This is a genomic window from Streptomyces cyaneofuscatus, from assembly GCF_033109485.1.
Taxonomy (GTDB): domain Bacteria; phylum Actinomycetota; class Actinomycetes; order Streptomycetales; family Streptomycetaceae; genus Streptomyces; species Streptomyces cyaneofuscatus.
The window spans coordinates 5,783,626-5,798,894 of record NZ_CP137002.1 but is presented as its reverse complement, the minus strand read 5'-3'; the positions used below and the strand labels follow the sequence as shown (position 1 = coordinate 5,798,894).

The following is a 15,269-nucleotide window of genomic DNA, read 5'->3' as shown; positions in this document are numbered from 1 at the left end:
CCCCCGGCACGCACAGTACGCGAGCGGCCGCCCCCGCTGCCTGCCGGTTTCGCCCGGTGGACACCCCCTTAAGGCGCGTCCCCGATGGCGAGCATCCGGTCCACCACGCGGGCGGCGGCGCGCCCGTCGGAGGGCTCGCAGAAGTCGGCCCGGAACCGGGCGTACTTCTCCTGGTACTCCTCGCTCACCGTGTCGATGTTCCGGATCGCGTCGACCAGGTCCTCGGAGGTCTTGATCAGCGGTCCGGGGGCGCGGGAGGTGAAGTCGAAGTAGAAGCCGCGCAGGGTGTCGCGGTAGTGCTCCAGGTCGTACGTGAAGAAGAGCATCGGCCGCCCGGAGTGGGCGAAGTCGAACAGCACCGAGGAGTAGTCGGTGATCAACACGTCGGCGATCAGGTAGAGGTCGGCGATGTCCGGGTAGTACGTGACGTCGTGGACGAAGCCCTGTCCGGCGCCGGGGATGGAGTCGAGGACCTTGTGGTGCTTGCGGTAGAGCAGCACGTGGTCCTCGCCGAGCTCGCGCCGCGCGGCCTCGACGTCGATCCGGTTGTCCAGCTTGAACCGGCGGCCGCCGTAGCGCTGGTCGTCGCGCCAGGTGGGGGCGTACAGCACGACCTTCTTGTCGGCGGGGATGCCCAGCTTCTTCCGTACGGCTCCGGCGCGCTCGGCGCGGTCGGGGGCGTGGAAGACGTCGTTGCGCGGGTAGCCCGCCTCCAGCACCTCGCAGTCGAGGCGGAAGGCGTGGGTCATGATCGGGGTGGTGAAGGCGTTCGGGGTGATGAACAGGCTGTACTGGCGCGAGCGTTGCGGGAGGCTCGCGATGTAGGCCAGGTTCGCCTTCGGGGTGCCGAGGAGGTCGGCGCCGATGCGCTTGAGCGGGGTGCCGTGCCAGGTCTGGACGACGACCTGGCCCTCGCGGCGGACGAACCACTCGCGGATGCCGCCGTTGGTGACGACGTACCGGCTGCGGGCCAGCGCCTCGTACCACTCCTGGCTGCCCCACTCCACGCCGCGTACGCCGGGCGGCAGGACGACCTGCTGGTCGTGGACCATCGCGATGTGCTCGACCTCGGTGCCGCGGCGCTTGAGCTCCTCGTAGACCGCGCGGGGCGAGTCGGAGAACTGCTTGCCGCCGAAGCTGTTGTAGAGCACGGCCTCGCGCAGCGGCAGCTTGCGCTGCTCGGGGGTGTGGACGTCGCGCATGAGGCGCTGGCGGTAGGCGGCGCGCAGTTCGGGGCCGAGGACGGGGCCCGACTCGACGAAGAGCCGGTCGAAGTCGACGCGCTCCACGGTGTACGTGCGGTGCTCGCTCCGGTGGGAGAGCGGCAGCAGGGAGACGAGGTCGGGGCGGAGCGTGACCGGGAGGTCGCGGGTGTGGTCCCACTCGGTGCGCAGGCGCAGACGGGGCATCCAGCGGCCGGCGCGCAGCGGCACGGTGCCCTCGTAGGTGGGCATGGTGTCCGGGCGCAGGCGGGCGGTGAAGCGGCCGTCGGCGAAGGTGACGGGCAGCGGGCGGTCCTCGTTGCGGCCGGTGTGGCGCAGGACCATCGTCATGCGCTCGGCCGGGCCGGTGTAGGTGCCGGAGAGCACGAGTTCGCCGTCGGCGCTCCACTCGACGGTGTCGACGACCGGCTGGACGGTGCGCAGTTGGGGGGTGAAGTTCCCGGCGCCGTCGGTGAGGATCGCCAGCTCGCGCCCGTCGGGGAGCGGGTGGACGCCGGTGCGCAGTCTCTCGCCGTTGGTGGCGCGGCGGGTGGTGCCGTCGGCGAAGACGATGAGCGTGCGGTACTTGCGGGAGGTGCCGGGGGCGATGCCGTCGGCGGGAAGGGCGGCGAGGGGCAGCTCGGCGGTGTGGCGGAACCAGCCGTCGTCGCCGGTGCCGGCCTGACGGAGCGGCAGGTCGGTGGTGAAGCCGCTCGGCTCGTGGTCGATGCGCAGCCCGGTGGGGACCTTGGCGGCGGGGGCGGTCACCCGGGAGCGGAGGGTGACGGTGAGGGTGTCGCCGTCGGCCTCCTGGGCCTCGATCTCGGCGGGGACGACGTCCACGGTGAGCTTGAGGCGGTTGCGGTCGAAGCCGGCGACGAGCCGGACGCCGTCGTCCAGGACGCGGGTGAGGCTGTGTCCGGCGGCGCCCGCGCTGTTCTTGGTGACGCTGCCCACGGACATGCCGCCGGGGCGCGGGATGCCGATGCCCAGGCGCCAGGTGCCGGACTGCCACCGGCCGCGCGCCCGCAGCCGGCCCGGGTCGATGCCGAGCTCGAAGCCCGACCAGTCGTAGCTGTGGAGGGCGCCCTTGGCCTCGGCCGTGGCGCGCGGCTCCTCGACCGTGCGCAGGCGCAACGGGAGGGTGGAGCGACTGCCCTGGCGGCGGAGCACGGCGACGCGCAGGGAGCGTCTGCCGGTGGCGGAGGGGACGTTGGGGATGTAGGCGTAGCCCTTGACGAGGAGCTTGCCGTCCTGCCAGGCGAGGTCCAGGAGCTTGCCGCGTACGGGGAGTTCGCTGCGGTTGAAGTTGCGCACCGAGGAGGGCAGCGAGGAGCTCTCGATGCCGGGCAGCTCGATCCGGGCCCGCCGCAGGCCCTTCACGGAGAAGGCGCCGGGGTTCTCCCGTTCGTAGTGGAGGAGTTCCGCCAGCTCCTCGCCGCGTCCGCTGGCCGCCAGGTGCCACTTGACCCGGGCCATCGGCGAGAACTGCCGGACGATCTTGGGGGCCGCTCGGTCAAGGAAGTCCTTGGCCGCGCTGTGGAAAGCGGGACGCTCCTCGGCCGGGGTCTCCGGGAAGTACTTCATGAGCCGGCTGAGCTCTTCGGGGATCGCTTCGGGGGACGCCACGGAGGAGTGCCTTTCCGGGGGTGGACGTACGGAGGGTGAACCCCGGGAATACGGGGTGTGAGGAGACGCCAACAGCGGTCTCATGGATACACCCCCGATTGACGTGACGCCAATCACACGAACGGGTCGTTCGACCCCCGCGCGGACGGCGCGGGGGCCCCTGGAACCCGTCCGGTCAGACGCGGTGCGCGCGGGGTGCGCGCCGGGCGCCGAGCACCGTACGACGGGCCTTGCGGACCACGCGCCGGGCGAGGGAGACGCGTGGTTCGGGCTGCGGCGGCTCGATCCGCCGGCCGCCGACCCGTTCGGTGACGGTCACCTCGTACGCGCGCCTCGGCAGCACGGAACGCTTGCCCGCCTTGGCGAAGTGCGGATACGCGAGCAGGATGCGGTCGCCCTCGCGGACCACCTCGGGCTCCTTCTTGTCCCGCAGGAAGGCCGCGATGTCGAGCAGCAGGTCGAGCCGCCCCCGGGCCAGGGCGGTGAGCCGCAGCCGCTCGTGGACCTTGAGCCGACGGCCGACCTCCGGGGTCCAGTAGGCGTCCATCAGGGGGGCGGCGAGGGCCGCCTTCTCCTGGCGTACGGCGTCGGACTGATTCACCAGTCCGGGTCCGAACTGGGGCAGCAGCGTGATGACGAACGGACGCACCATCAGTGAATCCCGGCGCGGCCCGGGGGGCACCAGGCCGGCGATGAGCTCCATGAGGGCGCGGGCCGAGTCGAAGCGGCGCCGGTGGTCGCCCTTCTTGGTCAGCTGGTTGCCGTCCTCGCGGCCCACCAGGTAGTAGCAGGTGTAGTCGGCGACGACGGAGACCCCGTTGCCGCGGAGATACGCCTCCATGGTGAACAGGGCGTCCTCGCCCGTCTTCAGCCGCTCGTCGAAGCGCATACCGAGCCGTACGAGGAGGTCGCGCCGGAACAGTTTCTGCGCGCTCAGGGTGAATTTGATGTTGGATTCATAGAGGTCGGCGTGGTCGAGCGTCTCTTTCCACATCGACTTCGCGGCACCGCGGTTGACGCCGACGATCTTTCCGAGCACCACGTCCGTGCCCGCCCGGTCCCCCATGGCGACCATGCGCTCCAGGGCTTCCTCGCCGAAGTAGTCGTCGGCGTCGAGGAAGAAGACGTACCGGCCGCAGGCGACCTCCAGGCCAAGGTTCCGCGGGCCGCTGGGACCTCCGGAGTTGGGCTGCCGGACGACGCGCATGGGGATCGCGGTCCGGGCGGCGAACTCCTCCAGGCAGGCGCCGGTGCCGTCGGTGGAGCCGTCGTCGACCGCGACGATCTCCAGGCGTCCGGCGCCGATCGTCTGCGCCTCCACGGACTCCAGGCAGCGGACCAGGTAGGGCATCGCGTCATACGCTCCGATGATCACACTGACATCGGGCTCGTGGTTCGTCCTGGGCATGTCGGCCATATGCACCCGTCGATTCCATCACGAAAGAAGGTGGATTGTCCGACTATGCACCTGCTATGCACCGACACGCCGAACGACCCGTACATCCCTCCCTCAGGGAGACGTACGGGTCGCGGTCAGGGTTGCGTCCCTTTCGGACAGCCCGGTTCGGCCAGTCCGGCCGGCGAACGCCTCAGCGCGGCGAGGCCCCTTCGGTGACCGCGGTCTCCGCCGCCGCCTCCACCGCTGCCTCCGGCGCCACCACGGAGACGCCCACCGCGTCCGGGTCCGCCACGGAGCCGGCCTCGGCCTCGGCCGGTGCCTCCGGCTCGCCGGTGACGGCGCCGTCACCGGCGGCCGCCTCCCGGTCCGGGACGGCGATGGCCTGGTCGCCGAGCCGCTGGGCGACACCGGCGTTGCGGGCCTCGGCCTTGGCGGCGAGCGCCCGTACGGCGGCGTTGAACTGCTCCATGGAGGTCGGCTCGTCCGGACCCAGGAGGTACGACTTCAGCTCGCGGCGCGCCCCGGCCAGCGCGTCGGCCGCCGGGTCGGCGACGGCGGCCAGCAGCTCGTCGAGCTCCTCGGCGCTGTTGGAGAGGATGACAGCGGCCCGTACGGCGGTGTTCTGCCGCTTGAACTCCTCGGCCCCGAGCGCCGCGGAGTCGGTGACCGCGTACGGCTTGCCGCTCGCGATGAAGTCGGAGACCACGCTGGAGATGTCCGAGACCATGGCGTCGGACTCGTTGAAGCAGTCGTACAGCTTGGGCTCCGCGCCCACCACCGTACGGTGCTCCCACCAGCCGAAGGAGCGCCAGTAGGCCTCGTTCCACGCGGCCCGCAGCTGCGCCGCCTCCGCCTCACGGGCGGGATCGGCGAGCGAGACCCGCGACTCCTCGGCCTCATCCCCGCCGGCCCGGCCGACGACGGCGAGCTCCGCGAGGCGGGCGTTGATCCGGACCAGCTCGGCCTGGGCGGCGCTCCGCTCGGCGGCCGTCCGCCCGGCCTCCGCCGACCAGCGGGGCTCGGCGGCGCGCTCCGCGGCCGCCTTCTCCAGCATCGCCCGGATCTTCGCGTCGACCGCCTTGGCCTGGCGGCTGCGGATACCGGTGAAGGGGTGCGGCTTGTAGATGATGCGGACCGGGTCGTCGGCGGCGAGGAGCCGACGCACGATGTTCTCGCCCGCCAGGAGCAGGGAGGTGTTGCCGGGGTTGTCGTCCCAGCCCTCCCAGGTGGGGGCGTACAGCACGGTCGGGATGGGGTTGCCGACCTCGCCCGTCCCGCTCTTGATGGGCTCCAGCTGCGGGCGGCCCACCTCGACGATGTCCTCGTCGCGGACGCCCACGTCGGCCAGCGCGTAGCGGTCGCGGCCGGCCCGGCCGGCCGTCCAGACCTCGTCGTACACCTTGGAGTACGGGTTGACGCTGGCGAGCTTGTCGCTGTCGCCGTGGCCGATGAAGACGTGCTTCATGGTCGGCACCCGCAGGATGTGGATGTTCTTGCCGACGTTGGCCGGATACAGGCAGACCCGGGCGGTGGAGAGGTCCAGGTTCATCAGGTGTGTGCCCGCCGGGACGCAGAGGACCGGGACGGAGGTCTCGGCCAGCTGCGGGACCAGGTTGCGCTCGCGCATGACGATCAGCGGGCGGCCCTCGACGCGGGCCATCGTGTCCAGCCACATGTTGCCCTGGTAGGCGGACTCGTTGGAGCCGGAGAAGTAGAGCACCACGGTCGGCTGGTACTCGCGCAGCCAGGTGTCGACGGCCTTGAGCACGGTGGCGGCCGGGGGCACCAGCCGGCTGCGCCGCACGTACGGGATGAGCGCCACGACGTAGACGAAGCCGAGCAGCAGGGTGAGCGCGGCACCGACGTAGCCGATCCGGTCCTCACCGGTCCCGGCGGCGATCAGGATGCCGGCCATCGCCGCGATGTCGAGGTGCAGCATCTTCTCGCCCGCGCGGTGCAGCAGCGCGCTCGGCGGGGCGTCCGGGATGCGTACGGAGTGCAGGTCCACGTTGCGGGTGACGACCGGCATGGTGCGGCGCAGCCGGATCAGGGTGGTCACCGCGCCCTGCGGGGCCTGCAGGCCGTAGAAGATCAGGAAGCAGGCGACCGCCGTGTAGAAGAGCGGCTCCTCGGCGAGCCCCATCCGGGCCAGCAGCAGGACGAGCATGAGCTGGCGCAGCAGGAACCGGATGGACAGTCCGGCCCGCACCTTGCCGAGCCGGTTGATCAGATAGCTCCCCCGCTGGTGCAGATACCAGTCCGCGGCATAGGTGACAGCCGCGGCCGCCGCGAAGAACCAGATGTTCGGAAGGAGCGCGGCGAGCATGACGCAGGGGTATCCCAGCCCCATCAGCAACGCTGCCGCGAGTTCTGACCTGCTGCCCACACGGGCCAGGCGAATAGCTGTCGAAATCACGAGGAACCTGCTCCAGGGGGGTGCCGGTCGGATTCACGCAAAGGGGAAAGTATGAAGAGAAGACTTCACGAACACGGGCCTCTGTCGTCGCGCTAAGCGAAGACAGAGGCCCGTATACACACAATGGTCAAGAATTATTACACATCCCCTTGACGGTCCAGCGCGTGGGCCAGAGCCTGCTCGAACCCGGAGGACGCCGAGGCCTCGGCGGTGGGGTCCTGCTGCCGTACGTCGACGACGTGACCGGTCATCTCGGAGAGCAGCACGTCCAGCGAGGTGTGTGCCACGGCCTCCGAGGAGAGCAGCGAGCCCTCCGGCTCCTGGCCGAACGCCTTGGTGCGCATCGGCGTCGCGGTCCGCTCCGGGTTGACGCAGTTGACCCGGATCCGGTCGCCCGCCCACTCGTCGGCGAGCGCCTGGGTCAGGTTGACCATCGCGGCCTTGGTGGAGGAGTAGAGGCTGTATTCGGCGCGGCCGCGGGTGTAGCTGCTGGAGGTGTAGAGCAGCAGCTGGCCCCGGGTCTCGACGAGGTACTTGTAGGAGGCGCGCGCGATCTGGACGGGGGCCAGGTAGTTGACGCTCAACGCTTCCTGGATCGTCTCGTTGTCCGTCTCGGCCAGCTTGCCGATGCGCAGGACGCCCGCGGTGTTGATGACGTAGTCGACGCGGCCGGTCTCGGCGTGCGCCTTGGCGAGCGCCTCTTCGATGTGGTCCGGGTTCTCCACGTGCGTGCCGGTGGTGGAGCGGCCCAGCGCGTAGACGCTCGCGCCGTGGCGCTCGGCCAGCGCCGCGATGTCGGCGCCGATCCCGTACGAACCGCCGAAGACGACGAGGGTCTTGCCGGAGAGCAGTTCACGGTAGGCGGCCTCGTCGGCCTGGCGCGGGGCGGCGGTGGAGGCGAGCTGGAAGAGCTTGTCCGTGATGAAGACGTCGACCGGCTGGGTGACCTTCATGTTGTACTCGTCGCCCGCGACCACATAGATCGGCACGTCGGGGAGGTACTTGAGGACCACCGAACAGTCGTCGGTCGCCTGGAAGTTGGGGTCCGACGCCGCGATCCGGTAGGCCTTGCGGATCGTGGAGAGCTTGAACGCCTGCGGGGTCTGGCCGCGGCGCAGCCGGGAGCGGTCGGGGACCTCGGTGATGAACTCCCCGTCCTCACCGTGGGTGCGGGTCACGATGATCGTGTCCGCGGAGGGGATGGCGACGTCGACGGCCTGGTAGCGGTCGAGGGCCTCGACACAGTCCCTGATCACACGCTGTGACAGCAGCGGGCGCACCGCGTCGTGGAAGAGGACGTTGCGGTCCTCGCCCTCGGCCAGCCCCTCGCCGAGGGCCGCGATGGCACGCTCGGTCGTCTCGTTGCGGGTGTTGCCGCCCTCGATGATCCGCGTGACCTTGGTCAGCTGGGCCCTGGCGACGATCTTCTCGACGTCGGGTACGAAGCCGGGTGCCATGAGCACGATGACGTCGTCGATGTCCTCGGCGTTCTCGAAGATGGTCAGCGTGTGCTCGATGACCGCCTTGCCGGCGATCTTCAGCAGCTGCTTGGGGATCGACAGTCCCACGCGCTGCCCGGTGCCACCGGCGAGTACGACCGCGGTGGTCCGGGGCTTGGCTTCGTGCGGCTCAGACACAGACGACCTACCTTGCTATGACGGGGGAACAGCGCGATGCTCGCACTCTCCGTGACCGTCTCGCAAGGTGGACGCCGCCCGCCCCACCCCCTGCGGAAACCGGCAGTTCACCCTCTGGCCAGGGAGGTTGGAAGGACCGGGTCCGGTACGCGCGTGATCCGATCCACAGAGATGTTGCATAATCTGCACATCTGCGGCCCTTGCGGCGCTCCTGAGCGACCTGCCAGGAGGGCCGGACCACCGCATATCCGCTCCGAGGCCACGCCCTGAGGCCACAGCCCCGAGGCCTCCGGACGGCCGGACTCCATACGGAGTCGAGCCGTCCGGTCATGGAACAGATGTGCCCGGGGGGAGCCGGAGCCCTCCTAGAAGGGGTCGAACTCGTCGTACTCCTTCTCCGCGTCGTCACGCTCCGCCTCACGGTCCCGGCGGCGCTGCGCCGCCGGACGCTGCTCCTCCAGGCGGTGGTCCTCGCCGCGGCGGCCGAGCATCTCGGCGCCTGCGCTCACGGTCGGCTCCCAGTCGAAGACGACCGCGTTCTCCTCGGGTCCGATGGCCACACCGTCGCCGGCCCGGGCGCCCGCCTTCATCAGGGCGTCCTCGACGCCGAGGCGGTTGAGCCGGTCCGCGAGGTAGCCGACGGCCTCGTCGTTGTTGAAGTCGGTCTGGCGCACCCAGCGCTCGGGCTTCTCGCCCCGCACCCGGTAGATGCCCTCGTCGTCCAGGGTGACGGTGAAGCCCGCGTCGTCGACGGCCTTGGGGCGGATGACGATGCGGGTCGCCTCCTCCTTCGGCTTGGTGGCACGCGCCTTCGCGATGATCCCGGCAAGCGCGAAGCTCAGCTCCTTGAGGCCCTTGTGCGCGATGGCGGAGACCTCGAAGACCTGGTAGCCACGGGCCTCCAGGTCGGGGCGGATCATGTCGGCGAGATCTTGGCCGTCCGGGATGTCGACCTTGTTGAGGGCGACGATGCGGGGCCGGTCGTCCAGGCCGCCGTAGAGCCGCAGCTCCTCCTCGATCATGTCGAGGTCGGAGACGGGGTCGCGGTCGGACTCCAGCGTCGCGGTGTCCAGGACGTGCACGAGCACCGAGCAGCGCTCGACGTGGCGCAGGAACTCCAGGCCGAGGCCCTTGCCCTGGCTGGCGCCGGGGATGAGGCCCGGGACGTCGGCGATGGTGTAGACGGTCGAACCGGCGGTGACGACGCCGAGGTTCGGGACGAGCGTGGTGAAAGGGTAGTCCGCGATCTTCGGCTTGGCCGCGGAGAGCACCGAGATCAGCGAGGACTTGCCCGCGCTCGGGTATCCGACGAGGGCCACGTCGGCGACGGTCTTGAGCTCCAGGACGATGTCCCGGCTCTCCCCCGGCTCACCGAGCAGCGCGAAACCGGGCGCCTTGCGGCGGGCGGAGGCGAGCGCCGCGTTGCCGAGGCCGCCGCGGCCGCCCTGTCCGGCGACGAAGGTGGTGCCCTGGCCGACGAGGTCGGCGAGCACGTTCCCGGCCTTGTCGAGGACGACGGTGCCGTCGGGCACGGGCAGGACCATGTCCTGGCCGTCCTTGCCGGAACGGTTGTCACCGGCGCCGGGCTGGCCGTTGGTGGCCTTGCGGTGGGGGCTGTGGTGGTAGTCCAGCAGCGTGGTCACGGACTGCTCGACGACGAGGATCACATCGCCGCCCCGTCCGCCGTTGCCCCCGTCGGGGCCGCCCAGCGGCTTGAACTTCTCACGGTGTACGGAGGCGCAGCCGTGGCCTCCGTTACCCGCGGCGGCATGCAGCTCGACGCGGTCCACGAAGGTGGTCATGGTTGGTGCCTCCAGATAACAGGTGCAGGTACAGCAGGAAAATGCGGAATTGTCTCTGTCGTAACACGCCGAGGGCGGACCCGCTTCCCCGGTTGCCGGGAAAGCTGAGATCCGCCCTCGGAAGGTGCTGTGTGCCGTTACGCGCGCGTCGAAAGGATCAGACTGCGAGCGGAACGATGTTCACGACCTTGCGGCCACGGTGCGTACCGAACTCCACCGCACCGGCGGTCAGCGCGAACAGCGTGTCGTCGCCGCCACGGCCGACGCCCGTGCCCGGGTGGAAGTGGGTGCCGCGCTGGCGGACCAGGATCTCACCGGCGTTGACGGCCTGACCGCCGAAGCGCTTCACGCCGAGCCGCTGAGCATTGGAATCGCGCCCGTTCCGAGTGGACGATGCGCCCTTCTTGTGTGCCATGTGTTCTCAGTCCCTTACTTCGCAGCCGCGGGGATACCGGTGACCTTGATCGCCGTGTACTGCTGGCGGTGACCCTGGCGACGGCGGTAGCCGGTCTTGTTCTTGTAGCGAAGGATGTCGATCTTCGCGCCCTTGTGGTGGTCCACGACCTCGGCCGTGACCTTGATGCCGTCGAGCACCCACGGGTCGCTGGTGACCGCGTCACCGTCGACAACGAGCAGGGTCGAGAGCTCGACCGTGTCGCCAACCTTGGCAGTGGAAATCTTGTCAACCTCAACGATGTCGCCGACAGCTACCTTGTGCTGGCGACCACCGCTGCGCACGATGGCGTACACGCGGATCTCTCTCTCGCTCGGAACGGATCCCCTGATGCCAGCCGCTCGCACGGGCCGAGGCCCGGGGCGATCCGGAAGGATGAGCGGCCTCTCCTGGCGGACGGCGCGAACACCGACCGTTACCGGGAGGGATGTGCTCAGGGGTAGGCGCGTCAAGTGAACACACCGAGGGTCAAGGTTACGGGGCGGGGGTGTGGGGGTCAAACCGGGTCGGCGGCCCCGTTGCGGCTCCCCCGGAGCCGCGGCCACACCTATGCTTTCCGGGCCAGTCAGCTCTCCGGAAGGCACACACCGTGAACTACAGGGTCCAGCCCACCGCCCAGGTCGACGAGAGTGCCGAGATCGGCGCCGGCAGCAGCATCTGGGAGCTGGCGCAGATCCGTGAGGGCGCGAAGCTCGGCGAGGGCTGTGTCGTCGGACGCGGCGCCTACGTCGGCAGCGGCGTACGCATCGGCGACAACGTCAAGCTCCAGAACTTCGCCCTCGTCTACGAGCCCGCCGAGCTCGGCGACGGGGTCTTCGTCGGGCCGGCGGTGGTCCTCACCAACGACCAGTACCCGCGCTCGGTGGACCCCGACGGCAAGCAGAAGCGCGGCGGCGACTGGGAGGCCGTGGGCGTCAAGGTCGCCGAGGGCGCGTCGCTCGGTGCCCGGTCCGTCTGTGTCGCGCCGGTACGGATCGGCCGGTGGGCGATGGTCGCGGCGGGCGCCGTGGTGACCAAGGACGTCCCGGACTTCGCCCTGGTCGTGGGCGTACCGGCCCGGCGGATCGGCTGGGTGGGCCGCAGCGGCGTGCGCCTGGTGGCCCGCGAGGGTGAGCCGGGGGTGTGGGAGTGCCCGCGGAGCGGGGCGGTGTACGAGGAGGAGGACGGGGTCCTCAGGGAGCAGCCGATCACGCCTGCCCCCTGAGGTCTGCCGCTCAGTCCTCCAGCAGCAGCCGGTCGAACCCGGGGCTGATCACCGGCCAGTCCCAGGTCGTCAGCGCGTGCTCCGCCGCCTCGGCGCCCGCCTTGCGCCAGGTCTCCTCCGTCGCCGTCAGCGCGAGGATGCGGTCGGCGGCCTCCCTCGGTGAGCCGACCACCCAGTCGGCGGGGAAGAGCGTCCGGGCGCCGTGGTCCTTGCCCGCGAAGAACGGCCAGTCGCGGACCACCGGAAGCGCGCCGCTGGCGGCGCCCTCGACCAAGCCGCAGTGGAAGCTCTCCCGCACCGAGCTGCTGAGGATCACCCCGATCCCGGTGAGCGCGCCCGGTACGTCCTCGGTGCGCCCCAGCAGCTGGACCGCCCCGGTGGGCTCCAGCTCGGCCAGGTCCCGCCGGAGCAGGTCGTCGTAGGCGCGGGCTGCGGCGCTGGCCTTGCGGTCCAGTCCGTCGCCGATGACGACCAGGCGGTAGCGCTCGTCGTGTTCCCGCAGCAGCCGCAGCACCTCCACGGCCCACCGCGGGTCCTTGGCGACGACGCCCGCCCCGATCAGGCCGACGGTGAAGCGGGTGTCGCCGCCGGTCTTCTCCTGCCGGAACCGCTCCAGGTCCATGGCGTTGGCGATGACGTGCAGCGCCGGTGCGCCCGGCTCCCGCAGCCGCGGCAGGCAGTCGGCGACCAGGTCGCGCAGGTGGTCCCCGACGAAGACCAGGTCGTCGACCCGGTCCAGGTCCATCAGGTGCGGCCAGAGGGTGAACGCCTCGTAGCTGTGCAGCCGTACGACGATCCGGGTGGTGCCCGGGTCCACCAGCGTGAACAGGGCGGCGGCGTTGGTGCACCAGTCGACGAAGACCGTGTCCGCCCAGTCCAGGTGGGGCCGGAGCGCCTTCTCGGCCCGCTCGCCGAGGGTGGCCGCGCCGCCGAGCGCGTACTCCATCATCCGCTGGGCGCCGCGCGCCAGCGGTCGCAGCGTCTCGTCCTCCTTCACCTCCAGGAAGCGGATCTCGACGCCCGGGTGGTCGGCGTACCGGTCGCGGATCGACTGGAGGAAGTTGGCGTTGGAGTACGTCGTGACCAGCAGCCGCAGCGGCCGGCCGGCCGGTGGGGCGGCGGCGGGTGCCGCACGGCCGCGGGATGCGGTCATGGCCTGGAAGGCCGTGCTCGCGCGGAACGGTGCCAGATAGCCGGCCGGGTCCTCGGCCAGCGGCGAGGTCAGCGAGTCGAAGTGCACGGCCCGGGGGAAGGCGAGGGTGAGCGCCGAGGAGAGCGAGGCCGCGGCCTTCTTCGCCTCGTCCTTGGCGTACCACCGGTCGGCGGTCGCGAGCGCCGCCTCGTACGCGGAGCGGCGCAGCGCCGCGTCGTCGTGGCCGCGCTCCAGGTCGGCCCTGGCCGCCTCGGCGAGCAGGTCCGCGCGCAGGGCCCGGTCGGCGGTGAGCCGGGCGGCGTCCTTCAGCACCAGGGTGGCGCCGGCCTTGCGGCCGCCTTCGGACATGCTCAGGCTGACGCGCCGGGCCAGCTTGGCCCGCAGCCGGTCCGGCACCTTGGGCGCGACCACCGCACCGCGCCACGACTTGGCGCCGACCGAGGTGCGCAGGACGGCCGGGGAGGAGGCGCGGCGCAGCGCCCCGCCGGCCACGCGCCGGGCGGCCCGCTTGGTGGTGCGGGCGGCGGTGGCCGGGGTCGGTACGGACCGGGTGACGGCCCGCACGGCGTAGTGCAGCGGCCGCTCGCGGCGGTCCTCGACGGCCTTGAGGGCGGGCGCGATGCCGAAGACGGCGTGGGCCCTGCGGTTCAGCTGGGCCAGCCGCCACACCGTGTAGACGGCGGTGGCGTCCAGGGCGACCAGGACGTGGGCCCGGCGGCCGGAGCCGCGCACCTGCCGGTCGCGTTCGGCCGAGGCCCAGACGCGGCGCGGGCCGGAGAGCTTGGCCACGCGCTTCTCGAACATCCGGCCGCGTTCGGCGGCCGCCTCGGTCAGGGAGCGCAACCGGGTCAGTTCGAGGCCGGGGTCGATGTCGTCCGGGGCGAAGAGCCCCGCCAGTTCGACGGTGGCGCCCGCCGCGCGGAACTTCTCCAGCGACGCCTTGAGGACCGCGGCCTGCGGCCGTGTTCCGGCGATCAGCAGTACGTGCGTCATACGGAGAGGTCCTCCACCTCGTGGGTGCCCGAGGCCGTGGACGGCGTCGTGGAGCTCCCGTCCCCCTCGGGGGCCGGGACTGCCTGGCGGATGAGACGGCGTACGGCGGGGCCCAGTTGGGCCGCTCGCGCGTACTGCGCCGCGTGGGCCCTGGCCGCCGCCCGGTCCTCGTCGCTCGCCTCGACCGCGAGCTTCGCGGCGCCGGAGTATGCGGCGGCCAGCGCTTCCTCGTCGAAGCCGAAGGCTCCCGTCCACAGCGGGTGGCCGGTCATCACGGTGGTCGCGTCGTGCTCCACCGCGTGCGCGGACATGACGGGCAGGCCGGTCGCGGCGTACTCGTAGACCTTGCCGGAGGTCATGTACTTCCCGCCCATGATCATGAGGAGCAGGACGTCCCAGCTCGCGAAGATGTCCGCCAGCTCGGCCTTGGGGGCGGGTCCCCCGAAGCTGACCGCTTCGCCGCGGGCCTGCGCCTGCCGGATCAGCTCTATGTGGGCGTTGGCCTCGCGGGTCGCCCCGGAGCCGATCTGGCCGCGGATCTCCAGCCGTGAGCGGGCGACGAGCGGGTCCCGCTCGCGGGCGATGCGCCAGCCGTCGAGAACGGCCTTGAGGATGCGGGGCGGTGAGGTCACCACACCGAGGTGCCCGAAGGTCAGCCCGGCGTCCGCGTCGGGGACGCGCGTACGGGCCGGGACGCTGTCCTCGTCGTACCCGTTGCGCACGACGTGGACGCGGTCGGCCAGATCGGGGTGACGCTCCCGGTACCACTCGGCGATCGGGTCGTTCACCAGCCACAGGGAGAGCGCCTGGCTGAGCACCTTGCGTTCCCACACGCCGGAGGGCGAGTCGGCGGTGAAGGCCTCGCCGCCGTCGATGACGTCGACGGACCAGCCGTCCCGGAAGTCGATCGCGTACGGAACCTTGTGGGTCTCCCACAGGTGCAGGGCCGCGGCCATGTTCACGTACGGCACGCAGGTCGCCACGGTCAGGTCGGCGGGCCTCTCCCGGTGGATCCGCTCGACGGCTTTCTCCAGGTCGGCCTTCCAGCCGCCGTAGATCGGCTCGGGGAATTCCTTCATCCCCTTTTTGCGGTACGCGGCCGTCCACTGCGTCGGCCGTAGCGCGCGGTCCTCGGAGAACTTCCGGATATCGGTTTCCAGGTCCTCGCGCACCAGCGGCAGCTTCACGATGCGAACGCGCGGATCGACCCGCTCGGAGAGCGTGTGGTCGAGGCCGAAGTCCCGCTCCCAGGACTCGTCGGCAATGGTCACCACCGTGACGTCCCAGCCTTGTGAGACGAATTGGTTGGCTGTTTCACGCATCCGGTAGGCGCAGCTCTTCGCAGCGGGGGGAAACCCGATCGCCAGGTAAATCACATGG

10 protein-coding genes are annotated in these 15,269 nt (G+C 71.0%); 1 reads left to right on the top strand and 9 read right to left on the bottom strand.

Going from position 1 to position 15,269, the window contains the following annotated elements:
- Positions 1-68: 68 nt before the first annotated feature.
- The 7 genes from R2B67_RS25350 to rplU form a co-directional block, all read right to left on the bottom strand.
- On the bottom strand, positions 69-2,831 hold the full coding sequence (locus R2B67_RS25350; RefSeq protein ID WP_317821283.1) for a CDP-glycerol glycerophosphotransferase family protein: 2,763 nt from the start codon (positions 2,829-2,831) through the stop codon (positions 69-71).
- Between the two features lie 175 nt (positions 2,832-3,006).
- The gene (locus R2B67_RS25345; RefSeq protein WP_317824956.1) at positions 3,007-4,248 is read right to left on the bottom strand and encodes a glycosyltransferase family 2 protein; all 1,242 of its coding nucleotides are present in this window, start codon (positions 4,246-4,248) and stop codon (positions 3,007-3,009) included.
- Between the two features lie 172 nt (positions 4,249-4,420).
- Positions 4,421-6,556, bottom strand: a complete 2,136-nt coding sequence (locus R2B67_RS25340) for a CDP-glycerol glycerophosphotransferase family protein (RefSeq protein ID WP_317821280.1) — start codon at positions 6,554-6,556, stop codon at positions 4,421-4,423.
- Between the two features lie 227 nt (positions 6,557-6,783).
- Positions 6,784-8,283 carry an SDR family NAD(P)-dependent oxidoreductase gene (locus R2B67_RS25335; RefSeq protein WP_317821279.1) on the bottom strand — a complete coding sequence of 500 codons (1,500 nt, stop codon included), beginning with the start codon at positions 8,281-8,283 and terminating at the stop codon, positions 6,784-6,786.
- Positions 8,284-8,648: 365 nt separating this feature from the next.
- Positions 8,649-10,085 carry a GTPase ObgE gene (gene obgE / locus R2B67_RS25330; RefSeq protein ID WP_317821278.1) on the bottom strand — a complete coding sequence of 479 codons (1,437 nt, stop codon included), beginning with the start codon at positions 10,083-10,085 and terminating at the stop codon, positions 8,649-8,651.
- 157 nt (positions 10,086-10,242) lie between these two features.
- A complete protein-coding gene (gene rpmA, locus R2B67_RS25325) occupies positions 10,243-10,500 on the bottom strand; it encodes a 50S ribosomal protein L27 (protein ID WP_015608479.1) in 258 nt (85 codons plus the stop codon).
- A gap of 14 nt (positions 10,501-10,514) precedes the next feature.
- Entirely contained in the window at positions 10,515-10,835 is a 321-nt protein-coding gene (gene rplU, locus R2B67_RS25320) for a 50S ribosomal protein L21 (protein WP_018487143.1), read from the bottom strand.
- Between the two features lie 293 nt (positions 10,836-11,128).
- Here rplU and R2B67_RS25315 point away from each other — a divergent pair, with 293 nt between their 5' ends.
- Positions 11,129-11,743, top strand: a complete 615-nt coding sequence (locus tag R2B67_RS25315) for an acyltransferase (protein ID WP_109977665.1) — start codon at positions 11,129-11,131, stop codon at positions 11,741-11,743.
- Between the two features lie 10 nt (positions 11,744-11,753).
- Here the strand turns inward: R2B67_RS25315 and R2B67_RS25310 are convergent, their stop codons facing one another.
- Together R2B67_RS25310 and R2B67_RS25305 are read right to left on the bottom strand one after the other, a co-directional pair.
- Complete coding sequence (locus R2B67_RS25310; protein ID WP_317821269.1) at positions 11,754-13,889, bottom strand: glycosyltransferase; 2,136 nt, start codon at positions 13,887-13,889, stop codon at positions 11,754-11,756.
- Entirely contained in the window at positions 13,886-15,211 is a 1,326-nt protein-coding gene (locus R2B67_RS25305) for a glycosyltransferase family protein (protein ID WP_317821267.1), read from the bottom strand. Before R2B67_RS25305 ends, R2B67_RS25310 begins: the two co-directional genes overlap by 4 nt.
- Positions 15,212-15,269 lie beyond the last annotated feature (58 nt).